A 20588-nucleotide genomic window follows, 5' to 3' on the forward strand; every position below is an offset into this window, starting at 1 on the left:
CCTGCCTGCCAACGGTTCTCATCCGCAACGATCCGGTACCTATCGTTTGGAATGCCCTTGGAGAACCGCATCAACCGTCCAGGTTTTTGATCATACTCTTAGGAATGATAATGTACGAATGCGTCAGGCAATGGAGATTCCACATACCACAAACGCGGGCCAGCGGCCCGCCCTCCCAGGCGACATCGTGGATCCATGCAGTACATAACGTTCGTCAGCGGCTCTCCGCTCACTCTTTTCGCGCTCCCGTTCAGAGTTCCTCACTCTCCCACAGTTTCTTTCCTCGTCCAAAAGGAAAGAGGAGGAATCTGAAGCAGGGAAGGAACCTCCCTCCCCGCTTATTCCCCCTCTCACCTCGCTCGTCTGTCAACACTGCTTGGCAGGAAAAACCTTGAAAGGCGCTTGACTGATATGCTTGCAGAAGTGGCTTGAGCGACTCAGTTAGCTGATCCGCTCAAAAATGCCGGCTGCGCCCATCCCACCACCAATACACATTGTCACCATACCGTACCGACCACCGCGGCGCTCGAGTTCATCGAGGAGTTGTACCGTTAATTTAGCGCCAGTACAACCAAGCGGATGACCGAGGGCAATTGCTCCGCCGTTGACGTTAACCCGTTCTTCGTCGAGTTCGAGTCGGCGAATAACGGCGATGGATTGGGCGGCAAAGGCTTCGTTCAGTTCGATCAGATCAATATCGGCAAGGTTGAGGCCTGCCAGTTTCAGTGCCTTGGGGATGGCGACAACCGGCCCGATACCCATCACTTCCGGTTCGACCCCACCGACTGCAAAACTGACAAAGCGTGCGCGAGGCTTCAATCCCAATTCGGCAGCCCGCTCGGCGCTCATCACGACAACGGCTGCCGCGCCGTCACTCATCTGCGAAGAATTACCGGCAGTAACGGTTCCCTCTGCGGCAAAGACCGGTTTCAATTTCGCCAGTGCTTCCATCGATGTGTCGGCACGCGGCCCTTCGTCGCGATCAAAGACCTGAACTCGTCGTTGTGGCCGACCGTCTGGACCAATCTCGACCTGCTCAACTTCAACCGGCACGATACTGCGGTCAAACAGGCCGGCAGCTTGTGCTGCCAGTGCCCGCTGGTGAGAACGCAGGGCAAAGGCATCCTGCTCGGCGCGGTCAATTTCAAAGCGTTGGGCCACCTTTTCAGCCGTGAGACCCATGCTCAGATAGACTGCCGGATCGTGTTGGGCTAGATAAGGGTTGGGCGAAAACTTATTCCCACTCATGGGGACCATACTCATACTCTCGGTGCCACCCGCGACAACAACCTCGCTCTGGCCTGACATGATCTGATAAGCGGCCATTGCGATAGTCTGTAACCCCGAGGCACAGAAGCGGTTGACCGTTACTCCACATACACTATCAGGAAGACCGGCACGCTGAGCGGCGATGCGAGCGACATTCAAGCCCTGCTCACCTTCAGGCATTGCACAGCCCATGATCACGTCTTCTACCAGTGCCGGATCGATTGCAGCCCGTTCGATGGCCGCTTTCACCACGATTGCTGCCAGATCATCGGGCCGAACGGTACGCAATGCACCACGACCGGCTTTCCCGACGGCTGTCCGTACTCCAGAAACAATGACTGCCTCACGCATTGTGATACTCCTTCGTTTATCGTGAGCGCTGCTATGATGCTAACCACCGGCTCCGCGCCGTACCGCGGAGCACACAATCGTCCCTTACCCTTCGATTGCTGTTGTTCGATGGTGTTTAATTCCGTAGCGGTTTACCGTGTTCGAGCATATGACGAGCACGCGCCTGTGTCCGTGGATCCTTCAGGAGTTCGAGCACCATTGCCCGTTCCAGTGAATGCAGGTAAACATCATCAACCCACTGTGGACTTGTTAGTTCCCCGCCGCACAACACATAGGCGAGTTTTTCGGCGATAACCGCATCGTAGGGCGTGGCAAAACCGCCTTCGCGCATCTGGTAAATTGCAATGCGCGCTGCTGCCAATCCATCGCGACCAAGTGCATAGCACGGTTTGGCAGTGATAGCTGGCGTATACCCTTCTGCAACTAGACGCAAGACCTCACGCTTGGCTTCGCCGATCAGATAATCTGGATTAAAGACGATGCGATCAGTCGGACGGAGCAGGCCCAATTCTTTCGCTTCATGAGCGCTAGTCGCAACTTTTGCCAGCGCAATCGTCTCAAAAACATGCTGGAAAGCCTTAAGCGGATCACCACCGTTGCGGACGGCTGCTGCGATAAACCGTCGATTCATCTCGGTACAGCCACCCCATGCTGGAATAACACCCACTCCGAATTCGACAAAGCCCATATAGGTTTCAGCAGCGGCAACCGAGGCCGAGCTGTGCATCGCAAGTTCAACACCACCGCCTAGCGTCTGCCCAAACGGCGCACTTACAATCGGTTTGGCGCTATCACGCATGCGACGGAACGTCTGCTGAACCAGCGCTGCATACTCGTCAATATCGTCCCAGGCGCCGGTCATGACAGCAGCGCCAACATCATTGAGATCAAGACCGGCAGAGAAACGAGGACCCTGATTGCCGACGACCATCCCGACCCATGGCCCTTGCTCCAACTCATCGAGAGCCTTAATCAACATCTCGATGACTTGACCACCAATTGTATTCGCCTTCGAGTGCAACTCGAAGCACAGCACACCATCACCGAGATCGATGACACTGGCGCTCTCGTTTCCATGCACTTCACGTCCGGCAGCTTTCAACGCCGCCAGATCAATCGCTCTTGGATCACGAGCAATCGGTTCGAGCTTGCCGGTAGCAACATTGTACGCTGCCGGTGTTCCGTTCACTTCGCCGTAGAACTTGCCCTCAGCGGCAATCAGTTGATCGACCCAGGCTGGAAGGCTCTCGCCAAATGCACGCATACGGTTGGCCGTTTCGGCGATACCCATCGCCTGCCAGAGCTGGAATGGCCCTTGTTCGTGGGCAAACCCCCAACGCATCGCGTTATCTACATCGGCGACGCTGTCGGCAATCTCTGGCAGCCGACGCGCAGCGTAAGCCATCATCGGATAGATCGCTGCCGCAACCAGCTTGGCCCCGCGATCGCCTTCTTCAGCCTGACCGAGAATATAGCGCAGCCGTTCGGGGAGTGATTTGATTTTGCGGGCTGCTGCTACCAATTCATCGACAGTTGCAGTACCTTGCGGCGGTACATACTCGAGGGTCTGTAGATCAAGCGGCCAGAATTCACGCTTGCCATCACGCTTAACCTCCTTGTAAAAGCCCTGTCCGACTTTCTTCCCCAATTTCCCTGCTGCCACCAGTTTTTGGGTGAGATCGTTCTGGCGGTAGACCTCACGACTCTCGTCGTCGGGAATGGCCTCGTACAGATTACCGGCAACGTAGGCCATTACGTCAATGCCGACCTGGTCGAGTAATCGGAAGGTGGCAGTGTTGGGGCGCCCAATAAGTGGGCCGGTGAGCGCATCGACCTCTTCTACCTGATAACCGTGCTGTATGGTGTAATTGAGCAGGACCTGCCCGGCGTATACAAAGATTCGGTTGCCGATAAAGTTAGGACGATCTTTGCACATGACCACCCCTTTGCCCAGACGTTCTTCGGCAAACCGGCGGAAAGCGGCTACGACGACCGGGTCGGCATCATCACCGGGAATGATTTCGAGCAAGCGCAGGTAACGCGGAGGATTGAAGAAGTGGCTCCCGAAGAAGTGGCGGCGAAATGCTTCGCTGCGTCCTTCTGCAATGATACGGATAGGAATACCAGAGGTGTTTGTGGTGACAATAGCGGTTGGTTTGCGTATCGTTTCGAGACGGGCCATGAGGGCTTGTTTAGGGCCGATCTGCTCGACAATCGCTTCAACGATCCAATCACATTCGGCCAACCGATGAAAATCGTCCTCGGTATTACCTAACATGATAAGTTCGGCGCTCCGCTCGCTGTACAGATTGGATGGACGAGCCTTGCGCATGCGCTCAAACCCTTGTTGCACAATCCGATTGCGAACCTGTGGGTGATCGAGGGTCAGCCCTTTGGCTTCTTCTTCGGCGGTGAGTGACGTTGGGGGAACATCGAGCAATACGACCGGGATACCGGTGCCGGCCACCAGTGCAGCAATTGCCGCACCCATGGTACCGGCGCCAATTACGCCAACGCGCTTGATCTGGTAGGTCATTGGGTCCTCCTTGACCATTCGAGACGGCACGTTATCCAGGTAAACGCGCCATACACGGATCGACGCACAAGTCGGGTTCGCTAGGTGGTTCCGACGAAACCCTTAGACGCACTGCGTCATGGAATGCTCTTATCATACCATAAGTTGCTGTTTGTTGGGAAGTGCGAAGCAACGTTACCGGTTTGCCTTCGTCTCCGCGATGCAGCGCTTCTGGCAGTGGGCAGAAGCATTGCCGTGAGTGAGCGGTACGCGACCGGACACCTCACTTTTTACAGCCGCTTCCTCTCACTTCTCTGGTTTTTGATCTGAGCAAATGGTACATTGACGCATTACCAGCTTATTGCTACAATTGTTAAGCGATCTACTTGACTATTGGGAGGCAAAGATGCGCATCTCAAGCAAAGGTGATTACGGACTGCGAGCATTGTTCGATCTCGCACAGCACTACGGCGAGGGGCCGATCCAGAGCGAAGCCATTGCCAGCCGTCAGGGTATTCCGGTCAACTACCTCAATCAACTGCTGATCACCTTACGGCGAGCAGGGTTAGTCGAAAGTCTGCGCGGGCCACAGGGTGGTCATCTCCTTGCTCGTTCACCCGAAACAATCACACTGCTAGAAGTGCTGACGGTTCTGGAAGGCCCCATCTTACCTACCGAAGGCGGTCGTGACGATCTTCAGCCCACAGAGCCGGTTGATCGCATGGTTATCGATGAGGTCTGGAGTGAGATACGAACGACTGTTGAGCGTCGGCTCGCCGCAATCACCCTTGATGATCTCTGTCAACGCAAACGGAGCAGGGATGGTGCAGTAATGTATTACATCTAAAGGAACAGGGCAAAAGGTACAGTTCGATGTCGGCCACATCACAAGATCAGTCCCATGCTCTCCATCCAAAAACGGAGCCACGACATCACGCCGGCAATCAAAAGGGTTGGAATAAGCGCAATCGTTGCCGGTTGAGCAAGTTGCCGCAGATGGGTCACTTTCCCTTCATAACCCATGAACAGACTTGTCAAGAGCAAACAAACCAGATAGAGCACGCCAAGAATGCCGAAAAAGGCGAGAAAAGCCAGTGGCCAGAACGTAATGCCCAGATTACCGTAGATCGCCGCCAGTGCCAGCAAGTCTACTGCGATAATGCCGAGCAATTCTGACCAGCGGGAAAAGACCGGTTGTTGCGGATCAACGTTTTGGCGCAGGGTATTGTTGAGCACAATGTGCAGCATTGTTGCGATAGTGATCCCCATTCCCATGCCGGTAAGCGTGCGTAAGAAATTATCCGGCTGATACCAGTTGGGTAAGCCTAAATCGAGCAAGAGTGAATTGAATCCATCAACGGCCATAATCCCGACAAACGCCAACAGCGTAAGAGAGATATGCCATGGAGGAAGTTTGCCAGCCCGTCCCCGCCCTATCGCGTACAAATAGATAAATGTCAACATAAAGCTCAGGTAAATACCGCTGTTTCTGGCGCAGAGTGGAAATTGTAGTCCGCCGACAAAGATGTTGTGTTGCTGAGCGCAGATACCATGCACTACTGCGTACATCTTCCATTCCAGCGGCATCCCCGGACTAAACAGCAATGCCAACAACAAGGCGCTAAAGCTGCCGAGAAAGATCGCTCCCCACGGTAATGAGCGTCTAGTCGCTACCTTACGCGCAGCTATACGCTCCTGGGCCATGCGCAGAATATCGTCTGGAGTGTACTCGCTCATCGTACCTCCGCTAGTCGTTCGGCCAATCGCTCGGCGGTTAGCGCCCCGACGTGACGCACAGCAATCGTTCCATCACGATTGATGAAGAACGTGGTTGGCAGATTAACCACTCCGTAGCGTTCACCGATTGCACCGTCACGGTCGGTGATCAACGGGAAACTTACTCCGACTTTTGGTGCAAAGGCGCTGATCGCCTCGGTTGACTCGTTACGATTCACCGCCAGGATGACCAGATCGGGGTTTGTGCGGCGTGCTGCATCGAGAGTTGGCATCTCTTCCACGCACGGTAGACACCAGCTTGCCCAGAAATTGACAATAACCAGTTTTCCTCGTAAATCGCTCAATTTATGAGTCCCATCCGCTAGCGTATAACTGAAATCAGGCGCCATTTCACCGGGAATAGCTGCCCAATCAGGTCGTGCATCAATAAGACGGCTTTCTGAAGCTATGGGTGTTTCACCCACCACGAGCGGCTGACCGGTCGTCGAACCATTACTACATGCGGTTGCTGTTAAACCGAAAATCAGACTGAAGAGAATGATAAGACGTTTCATATCGACCATGTGTAACAGTACGATTTCTTTTTCTACCATCTGTTCATTGTACCACGTTAGCAAGGTGATTGTCGCTTGTTCGGAGCACGTCTGATTTCCATCTCCCTGCTGGTCCCTTAAGAAGATCGCAAGCCTCACCTACCTCTAAATTTCTTCATCTCCCATGATGAGGATTAGCATAAGAATCCGATGCAGCGAGGAACAACGTATGCGTAGACACGTTTTTCAGTGTAATAACGGTTAATTTCACCATTGAGAAAGGAGAAATGAAGGCAATGTCATGTTTTCGTCTATCCCTTGCAAGATTTAACTTGTATTGTAATATGGGAGAAACTTGTTAGTTCATGATTTTTCAATCGCCAACCTGAAAACTAATAAAGCTACTACTATACTAACAGGTAGGAACAACAATGTTTCGATAGAAGAAATTGACAGAAAGTTTCCTATTATATTAAGGAGAGCGTAGATAAAAATAATCCATAACAGGATGTTAAAGACTTTTTTAAAACGACCAACCTTGATATAGTCTACTTTTATAGCTATTGTAACAGCAAAAAACACTACTGTTATCAAGGCAATCATCTCAAACACAACCAGCTCTGTTGGCGAATCACCAATTTGCCCTCCCCACACAATGTCAGGTGGAATCACCTGGGCCAGCACAAGAAGATGAAAGATAACTAAAAGGCCATAAATAGCCAACAGAATATTAGCAGCGAGTTTTGTGCTTATGAATTTTTTCACTTTTGACCTCCATTTACACGCCAGTATTACTTTCTGGGAGCTAGTTTGGAATGACTTGTATGATCCGTGCAACGTCTTCGTCCCGATACCAAACTCAATGACACACTACGAACATCCCTTTACGTGATAAGGTTTGCGGCTTATACAGTAATACCACGATCACTGCCCAAATTATAACCATCGTGCTTACGATTGCTGCAAGTAATCCATTACCCGCACTAGAGGCGGATATGTAATTGAAACAGCCGTGAAATATGGCAACAATAAGGATACTTCCTTCCGTATTGTTAAACAACCATGTGAACACAATCGCTCCAGCAAAGAGGCCAATGAGCCATCCAGGAGCGATTGACGCTTCAAATACGTAAAAGAATTGTGGCAAATGCCACAGCGCCCAGAAAAACGTCAATATGGTAGTTGCAAAAAATGCATTGTAATCTTTTTGTAAACGAGGAAGTACGAACCCTCGCCAGCCAATTTCTTCACCTAAACCAAAAGTGAATATCCAGAGAAACAATGCCCCTATACCTAATGGTGGTAGAAAACGAACGGTTCCTAAATCAAAGATGGATATACAGTCGTTGGTTAACATATTTATCACTATAGCAACAAGGAACCCCATGATAAGCGGTGATAAGGCAACAACCCACCAGACAACCCCGACTCGCCATTTGATAATTCTTTTCCAAAGTTCTTGTAGTCCTGACTGCCCCTGAGTGACGAACGTCATGATCAGAGCGGCTAGCATCGGCCCGTAGGCTACGAGGTAATGAAACCATTTTGGAAAGATAGGTTGGATCATTCCCTGTTTGGCGAGTGCTAGAGGAATACCGAGTGCCCACGAAATACTATAGGCGAGGAAAAAATACCCGATAAGGTTGCTTTTATTCTGTGAGAGCGGTAACTTACGCATCATGCTCTCCTTCGGAGCGACGTTGATTTGATACGACACCTAGCTGAACGGCGAAGCAGTGGTGATCGGAAGCATCACTTAGTTTAGTAAACCTTTGATGCTTACCCGTCCCAAATATCGACTTACCTAGCGATGATGGAGTGCTGTATTAAAAAGCGGAAGATATTCGTAATGTTCGTTATCTGTGAGCATGCAATACTGGATGCAGTTTACATCAAAATATTCTCCATGTGAAGACACTTTTGCAAATTCTAAAGATTTTCCACGTTTCTGCCCGTCTAGCCAAATAAGTAAGGAGCGGTGAGTGGTGGAGACGAGTTCTCAACAACCTTCAACCTCGCGTTTCCAATCACCGTGTGGAAGAGAATTAGTAATATAATATCATCAACCAATCGATTAGGATGAGAGATACAGCATATGTCCGATACCGACTTGTGTCTGCAACCAGCAACCGTGATCGCCCGCTTAATTCGTCAGCGTACCGTTTCAGCAAGCGAGGTGTTAGCCGCTCATCTGCAACGCATCGCAGATGTGAATCCACAGGTGAATGCTATTGTCACGCTCGACATCGACGGTGCACAGGCACGGGCGCGGGCAATTGACGAGGCACTAGATCGCGGTGAAGACCCTGGCCCATTGGCAGGCTTACCGATAGCCCATAAAGATCTGGCCGAGACCAAAGGCATGCGTACAACGTATGGTTCACCGATCTTTGCCGATTTTGTCCCTGATTTTGATGCGCTGATTGTTGCTCGTCTGAAAGCAGCAGGTGCAGTCACCCTGGGCAAGACAAATACGCCAGAGTTCGGTGCCGGTTCGCAAACCTTTAACCCGATCTTTGGCCCGACCCGCAATCCCTACGATCTGAGCAAAACTTGTGGCGGCAGTAGCGGTGGTGCTGCTGTCGCACTGGCCTGCGGTATGATAGCAATTGCCGATGGCAGTGACCTCGGTGGCTCATTACGTAATCCGGCCGGTTATTGCAATGTCGTCGGTTTTCGCCCTTCACCAGGCAGAGTACCGGTCTGGCCCGATCCAACGCCTTTTCTGCCCTTTGCGGTTGATGGCCCTATGGCTCGTACCGTGGCCGATATTGCGTTGATGTTACAGGCCATTGCCGGTCCAGATCCACGGGCGCCACTCTCGATCAGCGAACCGGCCACTCTGTTTACGCAGTCGCTCGAACGAGACTTTCGTGGTGTACGCATTGCCTGGAGTCCTGATCTGGGTGGGTTGCCGGTTGATCCTCGCGTCAGTGAAGTGCTTGCAGCCAAACGTGATATTTTCATCCAGCTCGGTTGCCGTGTTGAGGAGGCAACACCCGATTTACACGATGCAGATGAAATCTTTCAGGTCATGCGGGCTTTCCGCTATGAACTAACGCTCGGCGAGTTGCTCGACCGTGAACGACATCGGATGAAAGACACAGTTATCTGGAACATTGAAGCCGGACGTGCTTTAAGTGGGCCGCAAGTCGGTCGCGCCATGCGACTCCACGCTGCGCTGCTCGGCCGCTTATACGATTTTATGCAAACGTATGAATTTATTGTGGCACCAGTGAGTCAAGTACCACCGTTCCCGGTTGAACAACCGTATATCACCGAGATTAACGGTGTACCAATGAGTAATTATATTGAATGGATGCGATCGTGTTACTATATATCGGTTTGCAATGTACCGGCTATTTCCGTACCCGCCGGCTTTACTCGTGATGGCTTACCGGTCGGTATCCAGATCATCGGACGTCCGAGAGCCGATCTGGAAGTGTTACAATTAGCTCATGCATTTGAACAGGCAACGCAATACTGGCGACAGCATCCAAAACTGGTTATTGGTTGCAATTGAGAGTGCTATAATGCAATTGTGCAAACGACATCACTGCCAGTTGGAATACCACCTGTCTTAGGGCGGCCACAGATCATCTTCTTCTGTGAATTGGAAGGGCCGTCTCTGTTAGAGTTGCTAGCTACACCAGGATTGCTCTCATTTCTGGCAACCGGAGGATACGGTGTTGCCGTTGCTCTTCACAACCTCGCTACAGAGACAGCCCAGGCGATTGCAATCCTGAACAAGCATCATATTCCGGTAATTGCATGGCTACTCTTACCGGCTGAAGAGGGCTTTTGGTTCAATCTTCAGAACTATCCCCAAGCTATCGAACGTTATCGTTCGGTACGGCAGTGGGCCATTAACCATCATGTGCAATTTCAGGCTATTGGTCTTGACATCGAACCGCCGCTAGCTGAAGTGATTGCCAGTCGGCGACGTGGAATTCGCGACATTGCCCGTCGAATCTGGCTGGCCCACGAAAATGTTCTCTACGAGAGTGCCCGTGCAGCCTACATGGATCTTATTGCTGAAATACACCATGACGGCTACGAAGTGCATACATACCAATTGCCATTGATTGTCGATGATCGGCGGGCAGCGACGACAACCCTTCAGCGTGCTCTTGACATTGTCGATCTGCCGGCTGATGTCGAAGTATTACTTTGTTTCAGCAGTATCCCGATCAGTCAGTTAGGCAATGATCTGGGTGGTGCCCTGATCGACAGTTACGGTCCCGCTGCTGATGCTATTGGCGTGGGATGTATCGTTGGTAGTACGGTACGAGCCAGTAGTGCTGAAGATCTTCCACCATTGACATGGGATGCGCTCGAACGGGATCTCCAACTGGCTGCCCATCATACAGATACAATTTATCTCTTTTCACTGGAAGGATGTGTTGAACGCGGTTTACTGCCACGTCTTAATCAAATCGATTGGACGGTCGTTCCGCGTCCAGATGTCACCAAACGTCTCCTCGTCAATAGCTTGCGTATATTGCTTTTCATTGTCATGCTGATCATGCGCTTCAGTCGACCACTATTAGCCTGGTCTGGGTGGATTGTCGCTGCGTTCTTATTCTTCCGTTTGCGCCAACAGAGCCAACAGAAACGCTATGACAATTAATTCTTATGCTGATATTGAAGCTGCGTTGCGTGCCGAGATGGTGCTTTGTGGTCGTTTACTCTACGAGCGTGGCTTAATCGTGGCCGGTGATGGAAACTTATCTGCTCGCCTCCCTGATGGTTCGATCCTCATTACCCCGGCAGGATTAGCCAAGGGGATGTTAAACCCTGAAGACCTGGTCGTCATTGATCATGATGGTCAATTGATCCGTGGTTCACCAGAACGACAGCCATCTTCAGAACGATATCTGCACCTCTTTGTCTATCGTCATCGCCCCGATGTTATGGCTTGTGTGCATGCCCACCCGCCAACGGCGGTAGGCGCAACACTGGCTGGGGTCAGTCTGGCCGAACCGATCTTACCAGAAGCGTTGATTGCCCTGGGACCGATTCCAACGGCGCCATATGCACGTACTGGAACAACCGAAATGGGTGCAGCAATTGCCCCATTTGTCGCCGATCACGACGCAATTCTTCTGGCGTATCACGGCGCACTTACCTACGGTTCGAGCCTACTTCAGGCGTTTCATCGTATGGAGCAGATCGAGCATTGCGCTCGCACCCTGCTCGCTGCGCACTTGTTTGGTGGTGCCCGACCTCTCCCCCCAGAACGGATTGCTGAATTAGCAGAAGTGCGTCGTGCTTTTCGCGCTATGGGACGAATTTAATGAGAAGGGAGGAGGACATGAAACTTTCACCAGCAAAAATTGATCAACTGGCAGCAATGTTAGTTGATGTACTAGCCGAGACAGAGGGTGTCTTGTTTCAAGCCAGCGATCCGGAATTACGTGCAGCCATTCGTGAAATTATGACCGATGAGCTAGAGGTAGAAGATCGGCTGAATGCCGAAGTTCATCGGATGTTACAGGCGTATAAATACGAAATTACGCAAGGGCGTCTCGATTATGATACGCTTTTTCGTCGTTTACGTCAAAAATTGATTGTTGAACGCAAAATTGTTCTCTAAAATTCGTTTGCTACGAAGCAGTGGTGTGCTGGCAAGGTGTTTTCACTCGTATTCACTAAAGCAACACCTCTCTTTTATGACTGAGGTAGCCTCTATGCTGCAAATCGAAACTGACAAACGCGAGCAAACAACGGCTGTGACCGATCTGATGTTGGCCGGAGCAGCATTAGGCGCTATCTGGCGTTTACGAACGGGTAGAGGTTGGCGCGCTCGTCTCTGGCAGCTTGCGTTTGGATTACTGGTCATAAGCAGTTTGCTGGGGGCAATTATTCATGGCTTACGGCTTTCAGCATCTACTCGTGAGCGATTGTGGCAACCCTTGAATGCACTGCTCGCGCTCATTATCTCGTTTTTTATCACGCTGGCTATAGATGATCGCTGGGGGGTAAACGTTAGCCGTCGTGTTTTACCTGTGCTCGTCAGTACAGCACCTGCTTTTGCCTGGATCAGTCATCGTTTTCGACGTGGTTTTCTCACATTTATCATTTATGAAACAGTGGCGATGACCATAGCCCTGGCCATTTACATCGATTTGGCTTACCGTTATCGCTTCCCCGGAGCTCCTAAGATCGCATTTGGTATTCTCGTCACGATACTGGCTGCTGCTATTCAAAACAGTTCCATGGAGTTGCATGTCGGAGGTGTCGTGTTTGATCACAATGGCCTTTTTCATCTCGTACAAATAGTAGGACTATTATTTCTGATGGAAGGTGCTCAAGCCAGCATAGTGGTGGACAGCAATGTATGATACGTTGGCTTCACGTCATTGGTATATTAAGCAGTTTATTGTTAATCATAGGGTGTGATAGTCAATCGGTACCGTTACGAGAAACCCAGGTGATTGATGGACTGGCAATCACCTTGGAAACACTTGAACGTCCGCAAATGAACACTGCCGTCGATTTTATTGTTGTGTTGCAAGATGATCAGGGCAATCCGGTATCCGATGCGAATGTCTATCTCGATCTCGATATGCCGGCAATGCCGATGGGAATAACTCGACCGGTAGCCGTACCTGAAGGTTCGGGTCGCTATTGGGCACGCACTGCGTATACGATGGAAGGTTTGTGGGAAATCACTGTTGTTGTGGAACATGCAGAAACCACCTATCGTGCCACCTTTCGTCGCGATGTACTGAAATAAGTGGGGAGAATTATGCTGAACCCTCGCCTCTTTTTGACGCTGATCGTCAGCATTGTAACAATTGTTATGGTTGGGTGTGGTCAACCTGCGACTGCCCCTACGCCTGCCGCATTACCAATTGCACCCGTCATTGCAGCGTCTGAGCTGGTGATAGGGCTTAATCGTCTGCCCTTTGGTCTTCTTCAAGGTGGTGTCCCGCTCAACGATCCAGATTTGACTCTGGGTGTGACCCTATACTATGTTGGCCCTGATGGTGATCGAACCAAACCCGTTTCCACAACGCAGGCTGTCTATCGCGGACAGGGTCTACCGGTTGGGCTGTATGTTGCCTACGCGACGTTTGATCGGGCGGGTGGTTGGGAAGCTGAAATTACCGTTCCACAGCCGAATGGGACCCAGACAAACCGGATTCGCCTCGACGTGAGCGAGCGTGCTTTTGCACCTATGGTTGGTGATCGTGCAATCCCATCACGAAATCTGACGGCAGCCGACGTGCCTTCCCTCGATCAACTGACATCAGATCCACGCCCTGATCCGGATTTTTACCGAATGACCATCGCCGACGCCATAAATGCTGGTAAACCGTTCGTTGTCTCATTTGCAACGCCAGGCTATTGCCAGACCGCAGTCTGCGCGCCAAATATGGCTGTCTTGAAACAGCTTAAAAGTGAATTCGGGGATCAGGTCAATTTCATTCACGTTGAAGTCTACCCGTACCCTTTTGGCGAGTCATTCCAGCAAGCCAGAACTGTCGATGCCATGAAAGAATGGAACTTACGTACTGAACCCTGGACGTTCCTGGTTGACCGGCAAGGCATTATTCAAGCTCGCTACGAAGGGGGAATTACGTTTGCCGAATTGCGACCGGCGATTGCTCAACTCGCTGCTGGTCAGCCGATTAATCCAGTGCCGTAGTCGGATGTTCAAATCCGAACCAGATATTGAGTGGGCCATCACGTGCTGCCTCAGTTGGCGTCAAAACTGGCGAGACACAAGCATCAAGCGGTTCAAAAATGGTCATCCATTCGTGTAATGACCGTTGGCGAAAAATATCGGCTAAGGTTGTTATCAGGGTAGATTGAAGGGAACGTTCATACTGAAGAGGAATAAGATCAGGTCGTTCTAATGCCAGACAGACCCGTTGCCAGAAATGCGGTTCTAGCGCAGCCACTGCCAGATAGCGGTCATCAGCCGTCTTATAAAGACGATAGCAAGCCAGATGTCCATTCAGCGTATCATCACTACTTTGCAGACCGGCGAGCGCCAGGGCAAGGGCAGGAGCATTAAGCCAGCGTGCGGCTGTTAGCATAGAGGTTTCAATGCGTCCCCCGCGACCTGAAAGACTGCGCGACAGTAACCCGGCCAGTACGCTTGTTGATGCCATTAGTCCGCTTATCATATCGGCAACGTGCACACCTGGAGTTTGTGGAACGCCGGCACCGGAAGCAAGAATCCCGGCCAGCGCTTGAGCGTTCAGATCGTGCAACGCTTCATACTGACGCGGATGGCCACTCGGAGCACCTCTAATTGAAACGATGAGTAATCTTGGGTTCATTACCAAGAGGTCGTGGTCGGCAAAACCTAGTTTGGCCAGTGCGCCGAGGCGTAAACCGTCGATCAACACATCGGCAGATCGAATCAAATTGTTCAACACTGCTCGATCTGCTGGTTGACGCAGATCAAGAGTACGAAACTGCTTCGACCGATTTAGAAATGCGAACAGCGGATGTTCGCCCGCTGCATTCAGCGGAGGCAAGGTACGCATCGGATCGCCGCCAGGACGCTCAATCTTTACCACCGTCGCCCCAAGTTGAGCGAGAATTGCGGTACAGAGCGGCCCTGGAATGTAACTAGCGATCTCGATGACCGTTATCCCATTGAGAACATGCGAGAGTTGAAGCATAAGACCTCGCTCTCGTTTTTATTCGAGTCGGTGGTATCGTACCACAACTACACGTGCTTGAAAATGTCGCAAAATCATGAAGCATGACCTTCAGTTAAAAGTAAGATTTAGCTCTTCAGAAAGCAGTAAAACAAAATTTTTAAGACCCTCTTGACAACCTACGACCAACATGCTATACTACGCGAGCTGGAACGAACGAGGTCTCACTCGTGAGTAACGAGGCAGACCAAACAAGTGGAGAGAAAACCGAGCGAAACGCGCTGAAGACAATTCAGAGACGTCGCCAGGAAACTTCAGTAATACTGGATTTTCCTGGTTTTGTTTTCTCCCTCGTTCCGCAAAAGCACCTTCACAACTGAATGACGAGAATAGCCAATAGACGCCACGTCAATTCGGTGAAGGGAGGCAGCGCAAGCTGCAACTCAACACCAAGCATGTAGAGTTTGATCCTGGCTCAGGACGAACGCTGGCGGCGTGCCTAATGCATGCAAGTCGAACGCAGCAGCTTCGGCTGGCTGCGTGGCGAACGGCTGAGGAACACGTGGGTGACCTGCCCCAGAGTGGGGGATACCCCGTCGAAAGACGGGATAATCCCGCATACGCTCTACGGAGGAAAGCCCCTACGGGCGCTCTGGGAGGGGCCTGCGGCCCATCAGGTTGTTGGTGTGGTAACGGCGCACCAAGCCACTGACGGGTACCCGGTCTGAGAGGACGGCCGGGCAGACTGGGACTGCGACACGGCCCAGACTCCTACGGGAGGCAGCAGCAAGGAATTTTCCCCAATGGGCGGAAGCCTGAGGGAGCAACGCCGCGTGGAGGACGACGGCCTTCGGGTTGTAAACTCCTTTCGGGTGGGACGACCACGACGGTACCACCAGAAGCAGCCCCGGCTAACTCTGTGCCAGCAGCCGCGGTAAGACAGAGGGGGCAAGCGTTGTCCGGAGTTACTGGGCGTAAAGGGCGCGGAGGCGGTCTGCGGCGTCGGCGCTGAAAGCGCCCCGCTTAACGGGGCGAGGCGTGCCGATACGCGCAGACTTGAGGCGAGCAGAGGGTGGTGGAATTCCGGGTGGAGCGGTGAAATGCGTAGAGATCCGGAGGAACGCCAGTGGGGAAGCCGGCCACCTGGGCTCGTCCTGACGCTGCGGCGCGACAGCGTGGGGAGCAAACCGGATTAGATACCCGGGTAGTCCACGCCGTAAACGATGCCAGCTCGGCGTGTGGCGCACGGTTGTGCGCTGCGTGCCTTAGCTCACGCGATAAGCTGGCCGCCTGGGGACTACGAGCGCAAGCTTAAAACTCAAAGGAATTGACGGGGGCCCGCACAAGCAGCGGAGCGTGTGGTTTAATTCGACGCAACACGAAGAACCTTACCTGGGCTTGACATGACGCTGCACGCCGTCGAAAGACGGCCGCCTGCGAGGGTGCGTCACAGGTGCTGCATGGCTGTCGTCAGCTCGTGTCGTGAGATGTTGGGTTCAGTCCCGCAACGAGCGCAACCCGCGTCGGTAGTTACCCGTGTCTACCGAGACTGCCGCCGTGACCGGCGGAGGAAGGCGCGGATGACGTCAAGTCAGCATGGCCCTTACGTCCAGGGCGACACACACGCTACAATGGCCACGACAATGCGTTGCCAAGCCGCAAGGCGGAGCTAATCGCTTAAACGTGGTCTCAGTGCAGATCGGGGGCTGCAACTCGCCCCCGTGAAGGCGGAGTTGCTAGTAACCGCGTATCAGCCATGGCGCGGTGAATACGTTCCCGGGCCTTGTACACACCGCCCGTCACGTCATGGGAGTGGCCAATGCTTGAAGTCCGTGTGCTAACCCCCAACGGGGAGGCAGCGGCCGAGGGCAGGGGCCGCGACTGGGACGAAGTCGTAACAAGGTAGCCGTACCGGAAGGTGCGGCTGGATCACCTCCTTTCTAGGGAGTCACTCCCAATCTAAATTGTTGTGGTGTCCAGCTTCTCGTCATTCAGTGTGGGTGCGCTGGTCGTACCTTAACAACTCACGCGATTGCAAAGAGTTATTTGCTGCCGGTCAGCGGTGTGTGCGTCCACCCGCACCGTGTGACCGGGTCACGGTCGGTTGGCCGTGACGGAAGGAAGACATGATGAGCACACGATGGATGCCATGGCGCTGCGTGCCGATGAAGGACGGGGCACGGCACCGATATGCTCCGGGGAGCCGCGTGCAGGCTGTGATCCGGAGGTCTCCGAATGGGGCAACCCGCTGCCAGCTGGCAGCGCTCCGCTGATGCGGAGCGGGAACCCGGCCAACTGAAACATCTCAGTAGCCGGAGGAAGAGTAAACCACACCCGTAGTAGCGGCGAGCGAACCGGGTGCAGCCTAAACCGCGTGCGTGTCCAAGGGAGCAGCCGTTGCGCACGCGGGGTTGGAGGACGACCCCTGACCGACCTGCTCGTCGGTCACCCAGGCGACCGCGCTGCGCCGAAGCAGTGTGGAACCCTGCACCGCAGAGCGTGAGAGTCGCGTAGGCAAGCGCCTTAGCCGGGTGGGTCGCTCCTGAGTAGGTCCGGGCACGAAGAACCCGGGCTGAAGCCGGGCAGACCACTGTCCAAGGCAACCTACACGCAGTGACCGATAGCGCACAGTACCGTGAGGGAACGGTGAAAAGTACCCCGGTGAGGGGAGTGAAAGAGACCCTGAAATCGTGTGCTTCCACGCCGTGGGAGCCGGAAACACCGGTGACCGCGTGCCTTTTGGAGTATGATCCGGCGAGTTATCCTCGGTGGCGTGGTTAAGGCAGTGCCAGCCGGAGCCGGAGTGAACGCGAGCCTGAAACGGGCGACCGTCGCCGGGGATAGACCCGAAACCGTGTGAGCTACCCATGGCCAGGCTGAAGCGTCCCTAACAGGACGTGGAGGGCCGCACCGGTGTCTGTTGCAAAAGGCTCGGATGAGCTGTGGGTAGGGGTGAAATGCCAATCGAACACGGAGATAGCTGGTTCTCCCCGAAATGTATTGAGGTACAGCCGCGGCTCTGGTTCCCCTGGAGGTAGAGCCCTGTTGTTGTGCGGGGGCTTCACCGCTTACCAAGCGACGGCAAACTGCAAATGCCAGGGGTGGGCACCGCGCGTGAGACGGCGGGTGCGAACATCCGTCGTCGAGAGGGAAACAACCCAGACCGCCAGCTAAGGTCCCCAAGTCATCGCTGAGTGGGAAAGGTTGTGGCGCCGCTCAGACAACCAGGAGGTTGGCTTAGAAGCAGCCATCCTTGAAAGAGTGCGTAACAGCTCACTGGTCAAGCAGCGCTGCGCCGACGCTGTAACGGGGCAAAGCGATGCACCGAAGCTGCGGGTTTGCCATCGGCAAACGGTAGGGGAGCGTCGTCGTCGCAGCGAAGGCGGCGCGGAAGCGTCGCTGGAGTGACGACGAGTGCGAATGCCGGAATGAGTAACGGAGAAGCGATGTCGCAATCATCGCCACCGAACGTCTAAGGGTTCTGCCGCACGGGTGCACCGCGGCAGGGTAGTCGGGCCTAAGGGGACGGCACACGCCTGACCTGATGGACAACAGGTTGATAGTCCTGTACCGTGGAGCGGTCGCTTGACCAATGCCGGACGCTGAGGGGTAGTCGCCGCGGCGAGACGAGCGCCGTCCAAGCCGGTAGGGAGCCGCACGACGCAAATCCGTGCGGCGGTGACCGAGAGGCGAGTGAAAGGGGGGCGGACCTCCGCCTCCCAATGGCGAGGCGCCTGTGCAGCCAAGAAAGGCCGGCTCGGGAGACCCTCCACGCCCGTACCGCAAACCGACACCGGTAGACAGGTCGAGGAGACCAAGGTGGACGAGTGACCCCCGGTTAAGGAACTCGGCAAATTGACCCCGTACCTTCGGAAGAAGGGGTGCTGCGCGTAGCGTGAAACCCCTGGCGGGTGGAGCGCGAGGCAGCCGCAGGGTCCAGGCCCGGGCGACTGGTTACCAGAACCACAGCTCCCTGCTCAAGCCGAAAGGCGACGTATAGGGGGTGATGCCTGCCCAGTGCCGGAAGGTTAAGGGGCGGGGTGCAAGCTCCAAACCGAAGCCCCGGTAAACGGCGGCTGTAACTATAACAGTCCTAAGGTAGCGAAATTCCTTGTCGGGTAAGTTCCGACCCGCACGAAAGGCATAACGACCTGGGCACTGTCTCGACCGGGGGCTCGGTGAAATTGCAGTGGCCGTGAAGATGCGGCCAACTCAGAGCGGGACAAAAAGACCCCGTGGAGCTTTACTACAGCTTGCCATCGGGTAGCGGAGGCCGATGCGGAGGATAGGTGGGAGGCGGAGAAGGCTGGCTTGCGGGCTGGCTGGAGCCGACGGTGAAATACCACTCTTCGGTCTGCGCTGCCCTCACCCGCTGCAGGCGGGGACGGTGGCTGGTGGGTAGTTTGACTGGGGCGGTCGCCTCCTAAAGGGTAACGGAGGCGCGCAACGGCGCCCTCAGGCGGGATGGTCATCCGCCGTGGAGTGCAACGGCAGAAGGGCGCTTGACTGCGAGGCAGACCGGCCGAGCAGGGATGAAAGTCGGCCGTAGTGATCCCACAGGACCGGGTGGAAGGCCTGTGGCTTAACGGATAAAAGCTACCCCGGGGATAACAGGCTCAGACCGCCCAAGAGTTCATATCGACGGCGGAGCGTGGCACCTCGATGTCGGCTCGTCGCATCCTGGGGCTGGAGTAGGTCCCAAGGGTTGGGCTGTTCGCCCATGAAAGCGGCACGCGAGCTGGGTTCAGAACGTCGTGAGACAGTTCGGTCTCTATCCGCTCTGAGCGCCTAGAGCAGTGCGCGGGGCTGGCCCTAGTACGAGAGGACCGGGCTGGACGGACCGCTGGTGGAGGAGTTGTAGGGCGTCCTGCAGGCTCCGTAGCTATGTCCGGGAGTGAGAACCGCTGAAAGCATCTAAGTGGGAAACACGCCGCAAGACGACTGCTCTCACAGCGCAAGGCTGGTAAGCCCCCCGCGAGATGAGCGGGCCAAGCGGCCGGAGCTGGAGGCGGGGTGACCCGTAGAGGCGACCGGTGCGCAGGGGCGAGGGCTTCCTTCCGTCACGGCGAACCGACCGGCAGCAGGAAAACAGGGTGCACGAGCAAGCAATCGCGTGAGGGGTGAAGGGACGACGGTCTCTTCTCCCAATGGGTGTGTGTGGAGCGCGGTGGACCCACCCCGTCCCATCCCGAACCGGGTCGTGAAACACCGCAGCGCCGATCCTACTGGCGGCTCACCGCTGGGAACCTAGGTCCATGCACCCTTCGACGGCCCCGCTCGGATACCGACTACGGTACCGAGCGGGGTTTTTTGTGTTCAAAATCCCTGAACACAATAACGGCAGAAGCTGGTTCCAAGCTGCCCGCCGATTACCAGGGCCTTTCTGTGTTTTTCAGCTTTAAGTTGTATGTAATGACCGAACGGCTCAACAAAGGAGCGATACTGACGAACATCGCGTAGCCACTAACGCCGATCCGTGATCCGCACCGTTCCTCGAAGAACAAAGGCTGCTGACCCGCATCTTGCGATGGACGAGTGAAACCATCACATATTGCATCAGCA

General features: G+C 54.0%; 15 protein-coding genes and 3 rRNA genes. 11 read left to right on the top strand and 7 right to left on the bottom strand.

All coding sequences use genetic code 11. The features are described from left to right. Positions 1 to 441: 441 nt before the first annotated feature. A complete protein-coding gene (locus tag QTO31_RS14235; RefSeq protein ID WP_031460228.1) occupies positions 442 to 1620 on the bottom strand; it encodes a thiolase family protein in 1179 nt (392 codons plus the stop codon). Between the two features lie 115 nt (positions 1621 to 1735). Next, on the bottom strand, positions 1736 to 4156 hold the full coding sequence (locus QTO31_RS14240) for a 3-hydroxyacyl-CoA dehydrogenase/enoyl-CoA hydratase family protein (RefSeq protein ID WP_031460227.1): 2421 nt from the start codon (positions 4154 to 4156) through the stop codon (positions 1736 to 1738). Positions 4157 to 4541: 385 nt separating this feature from the next. Between QTO31_RS14240 and QTO31_RS14245 the strand changes: the two genes are divergently transcribed. Beyond that, the gene (locus QTO31_RS14245) at positions 4542 to 4982 is read left to right on the top strand and encodes an RrF2 family transcriptional regulator (RefSeq protein ID WP_031460226.1); all 441 of its coding nucleotides are present in this window, start codon (positions 4542 to 4544) and stop codon (positions 4980 to 4982) included. A 38-nt stretch (positions 4983 to 5020) separates the two neighbouring features. Here the strand turns inward: QTO31_RS14245 and QTO31_RS14250 are convergent, their stop codons facing one another. From QTO31_RS14250 to QTO31_RS14265, 4 genes are all read right to left on the bottom strand, one after another. Then, the gene (locus QTO31_RS14250) at positions 5021 to 5872 is read right to left on the bottom strand and encodes a DUF2085 domain-containing protein (RefSeq protein WP_031460225.1); all 852 of its coding nucleotides are present in this window, start codon (positions 5870 to 5872) and stop codon (positions 5021 to 5023) included. Further along, complete coding sequence (locus QTO31_RS14255; protein ID WP_301429732.1) at positions 5869 to 6465, bottom strand: TlpA family protein disulfide reductase; 597 nt, start codon at positions 6463 to 6465, stop codon at positions 5869 to 5871. The genes QTO31_RS14250 and QTO31_RS14255 overlap by 4 nt, the downstream gene beginning before the upstream one ends. 303 nt (positions 6466 to 6768) lie before the next feature. Next, positions 6769 to 7170 carry a hypothetical protein gene (locus QTO31_RS14260; RefSeq protein ID WP_301429734.1) on the bottom strand — a complete coding sequence of 134 codons (402 nt, stop codon included), beginning with the start codon at positions 7168 to 7170 and terminating at the stop codon, positions 6769 to 6771. 94 nt (positions 7171 to 7264) lie between these two features. Next, positions 7265 to 8086: a type II CAAX endopeptidase family protein gene (locus QTO31_RS14265; RefSeq protein ID WP_301429735.1), complete on the bottom strand. Its 822-nt coding sequence runs from the start codon at positions 8084 to 8086 to the stop codon at positions 7265 to 7267. A gap of 414 nt (positions 8087 to 8500) precedes the next feature. On the opposite strand from QTO31_RS14265, the gene QTO31_RS14270 reads away from it, so the two are divergent. The 7 genes from QTO31_RS14270 (at position 8501) to QTO31_RS14300 (ending at position 14059) form a co-directional block, all read left to right on the top strand. After that, on the top strand, positions 8501 to 9928 hold the full coding sequence (locus tag QTO31_RS14270) for an amidase (protein ID WP_301429736.1): 1428 nt from the start codon (positions 8501 to 8503) through the stop codon (positions 9926 to 9928). Positions 9929 to 9946: 18 nt separating this feature from the next. Beyond that, complete coding sequence (locus QTO31_RS14275; protein ID WP_031460222.1) at positions 9947 to 11035, top strand: hypothetical protein; 1089 nt, start codon at positions 9947 to 9949, stop codon at positions 11033 to 11035. Continuing rightward, the gene (locus tag QTO31_RS14280; RefSeq protein ID WP_031460221.1) at positions 11025 to 11702 is read left to right on the top strand and encodes a class II aldolase/adducin family protein; all 678 of its coding nucleotides are present in this window, start codon (positions 11025 to 11027) and stop codon (positions 11700 to 11702) included. Before QTO31_RS14275 ends, QTO31_RS14280 begins: the two co-directional genes overlap by 11 nt. Before the next feature lie 17 nt (positions 11703 to 11719). Further along, the gene (locus QTO31_RS14285) at positions 11720 to 12001 is read left to right on the top strand and encodes a DUF507 family protein (RefSeq protein WP_031460220.1); all 282 of its coding nucleotides are present in this window, start codon (positions 11720 to 11722) and stop codon (positions 11999 to 12001) included. A 94-nt stretch (positions 12002 to 12095) separates the two neighbouring features. Then, positions 12096 to 12749, top strand: a complete 654-nt coding sequence (locus tag QTO31_RS14290; RefSeq protein ID WP_301429740.1) for a DUF6962 family protein — start codon at positions 12096 to 12098, stop codon at positions 12747 to 12749. Then, the gene (locus QTO31_RS14295) at positions 12746 to 13144 is read left to right on the top strand and encodes a FixH family protein (RefSeq protein WP_301429742.1); all 399 of its coding nucleotides are present in this window, start codon (positions 12746 to 12748) and stop codon (positions 13142 to 13144) included. Before QTO31_RS14290 ends, QTO31_RS14295 begins: the two co-directional genes overlap by 4 nt. Positions 13145 to 13156: 12 nt before the next feature. Next, positions 13157 to 14059: a TlpA family protein disulfide reductase gene (locus QTO31_RS14300; RefSeq protein ID WP_031460217.1), complete on the top strand. Its 903-nt coding sequence runs from the start codon at positions 13157 to 13159 to the stop codon at positions 14057 to 14059. On the opposite strand, the gene QTO31_RS14305 is transcribed toward QTO31_RS14300, so the two are convergent. Next, the gene (locus tag QTO31_RS14305; protein ID WP_051871153.1) at positions 14043 to 15047 is read right to left on the bottom strand and encodes a CaiB/BaiF CoA transferase family protein; all 1005 of its coding nucleotides are present in this window, start codon (positions 15045 to 15047) and stop codon (positions 14043 to 14045) included. The genes QTO31_RS14300 and QTO31_RS14305 overlap by 17 nt on opposite strands. 431 nt (positions 15048 to 15478) lie before the next feature. Here QTO31_RS14305 and QTO31_RS14310 point away from each other — a divergent pair. The 3 genes from QTO31_RS14310 (at position 15479) to rrf (ending at position 20290) form a co-directional block, all read left to right on the top strand. Continuing rightward, positions 15479 to 16966 (top strand): 16S ribosomal RNA (locus QTO31_RS14310). 177 nt (positions 16967 to 17143) lie between these two features. After that, positions 17144 to 20085: ribosomal RNA gene (locus tag QTO31_RS14315) — 23S ribosomal RNA — on the top strand. Positions 20086 to 20175: 90 nt separating this feature from the next. Next, positions 20176 to 20290, top strand: a 5S ribosomal RNA gene (rrf, locus tag QTO31_RS14320). The 16S, 23S and 5S rRNA genes sit together here, the layout of an rRNA operon. Positions 20291 to 20588 lie beyond the last annotated feature (298 nt).

Origin of the sequence: Chloroflexus sp. MS-CIW-1 (assembly GCF_030444705.1) — a bacterium.
Lineage (GTDB): Bacteria > Chloroflexota > Chloroflexia > Chloroflexales > Chloroflexaceae > Chloroflexus.

Bases quoted from the DNA above. Each gene is read 5' to 3' on its own strand.
- QTO31_RS14245 (WP_031460226.1), top strand. From the start codon at position 4,542: ATGCGCATCTCAAGCAAAGGTGATTACGGACTGCGAGCATTGTTCGAT.
- QTO31_RS14305 (WP_051871153.1), bottom strand. From the start codon at position 15,047: ATGCTTCAACTCTCGCATGTTCTCAATGGGATAACGGTCATCGAGATC.
- QTO31_RS14300 (WP_031460217.1), top strand. From the start codon at position 13,157: ATGCTGAACCCTCGCCTCTTTTTGACGCTGATCGTCAGCATTGTAACA.
- QTO31_RS14265 (WP_301429735.1), bottom strand. From the start codon at position 8,086: ATGATGCGTAAGTTACCGCTCTCACAGAATAAAAGCAACCTTATCGGG.
- QTO31_RS14285 (WP_031460220.1), top strand. From the start codon at position 11,720: ATGAAACTTTCACCAGCAAAAATTGATCAACTGGCAGCAATGTTAGTT.
- QTO31_RS14235 (WP_031460228.1), bottom strand. From the start codon at position 1,620: ATGCGTGAGGCAGTCATTGTTTCTGGAGTACGGACAGCCGTCGGGAAA.
- QTO31_RS14290 (WP_301429740.1), top strand. From the start codon at position 12,096: ATGCTGCAAATCGAAACTGACAAACGCGAGCAAACAACGGCTGTGACC.
- QTO31_RS14270 (WP_301429736.1), top strand. From the start codon at position 8,501: ATGTCCGATACCGACTTGTGTCTGCAACCAGCAACCGTGATCGCCCGC.
- QTO31_RS14295 (WP_301429742.1), top strand. From the start codon at position 12,746: ATGATACGTTGGCTTCACGTCATTGGTATATTAAGCAGTTTATTGTTA.
- QTO31_RS14280 (WP_031460221.1), top strand. From the start codon at position 11,025: ATGACAATTAATTCTTATGCTGATATTGAAGCTGCGTTGCGTGCCGAG.
- QTO31_RS14240 (WP_031460227.1), bottom strand. From the start codon at position 4,156: ATGACCTACCAGATCAAGCGCGTTGGCGTAATTGGCGCCGGTACCATG.
- QTO31_RS14250 (WP_031460225.1), bottom strand. From the start codon at position 5,872: ATGAGCGAGTACACTCCAGACGATATTCTGCGCATGGCCCAGGAGCGT.
- QTO31_RS14255 (WP_301429732.1), bottom strand. From the start codon at position 6,465: ATGGTAGAAAAAGAAATCGTACTGTTACACATGGTCGATATGAAACGT.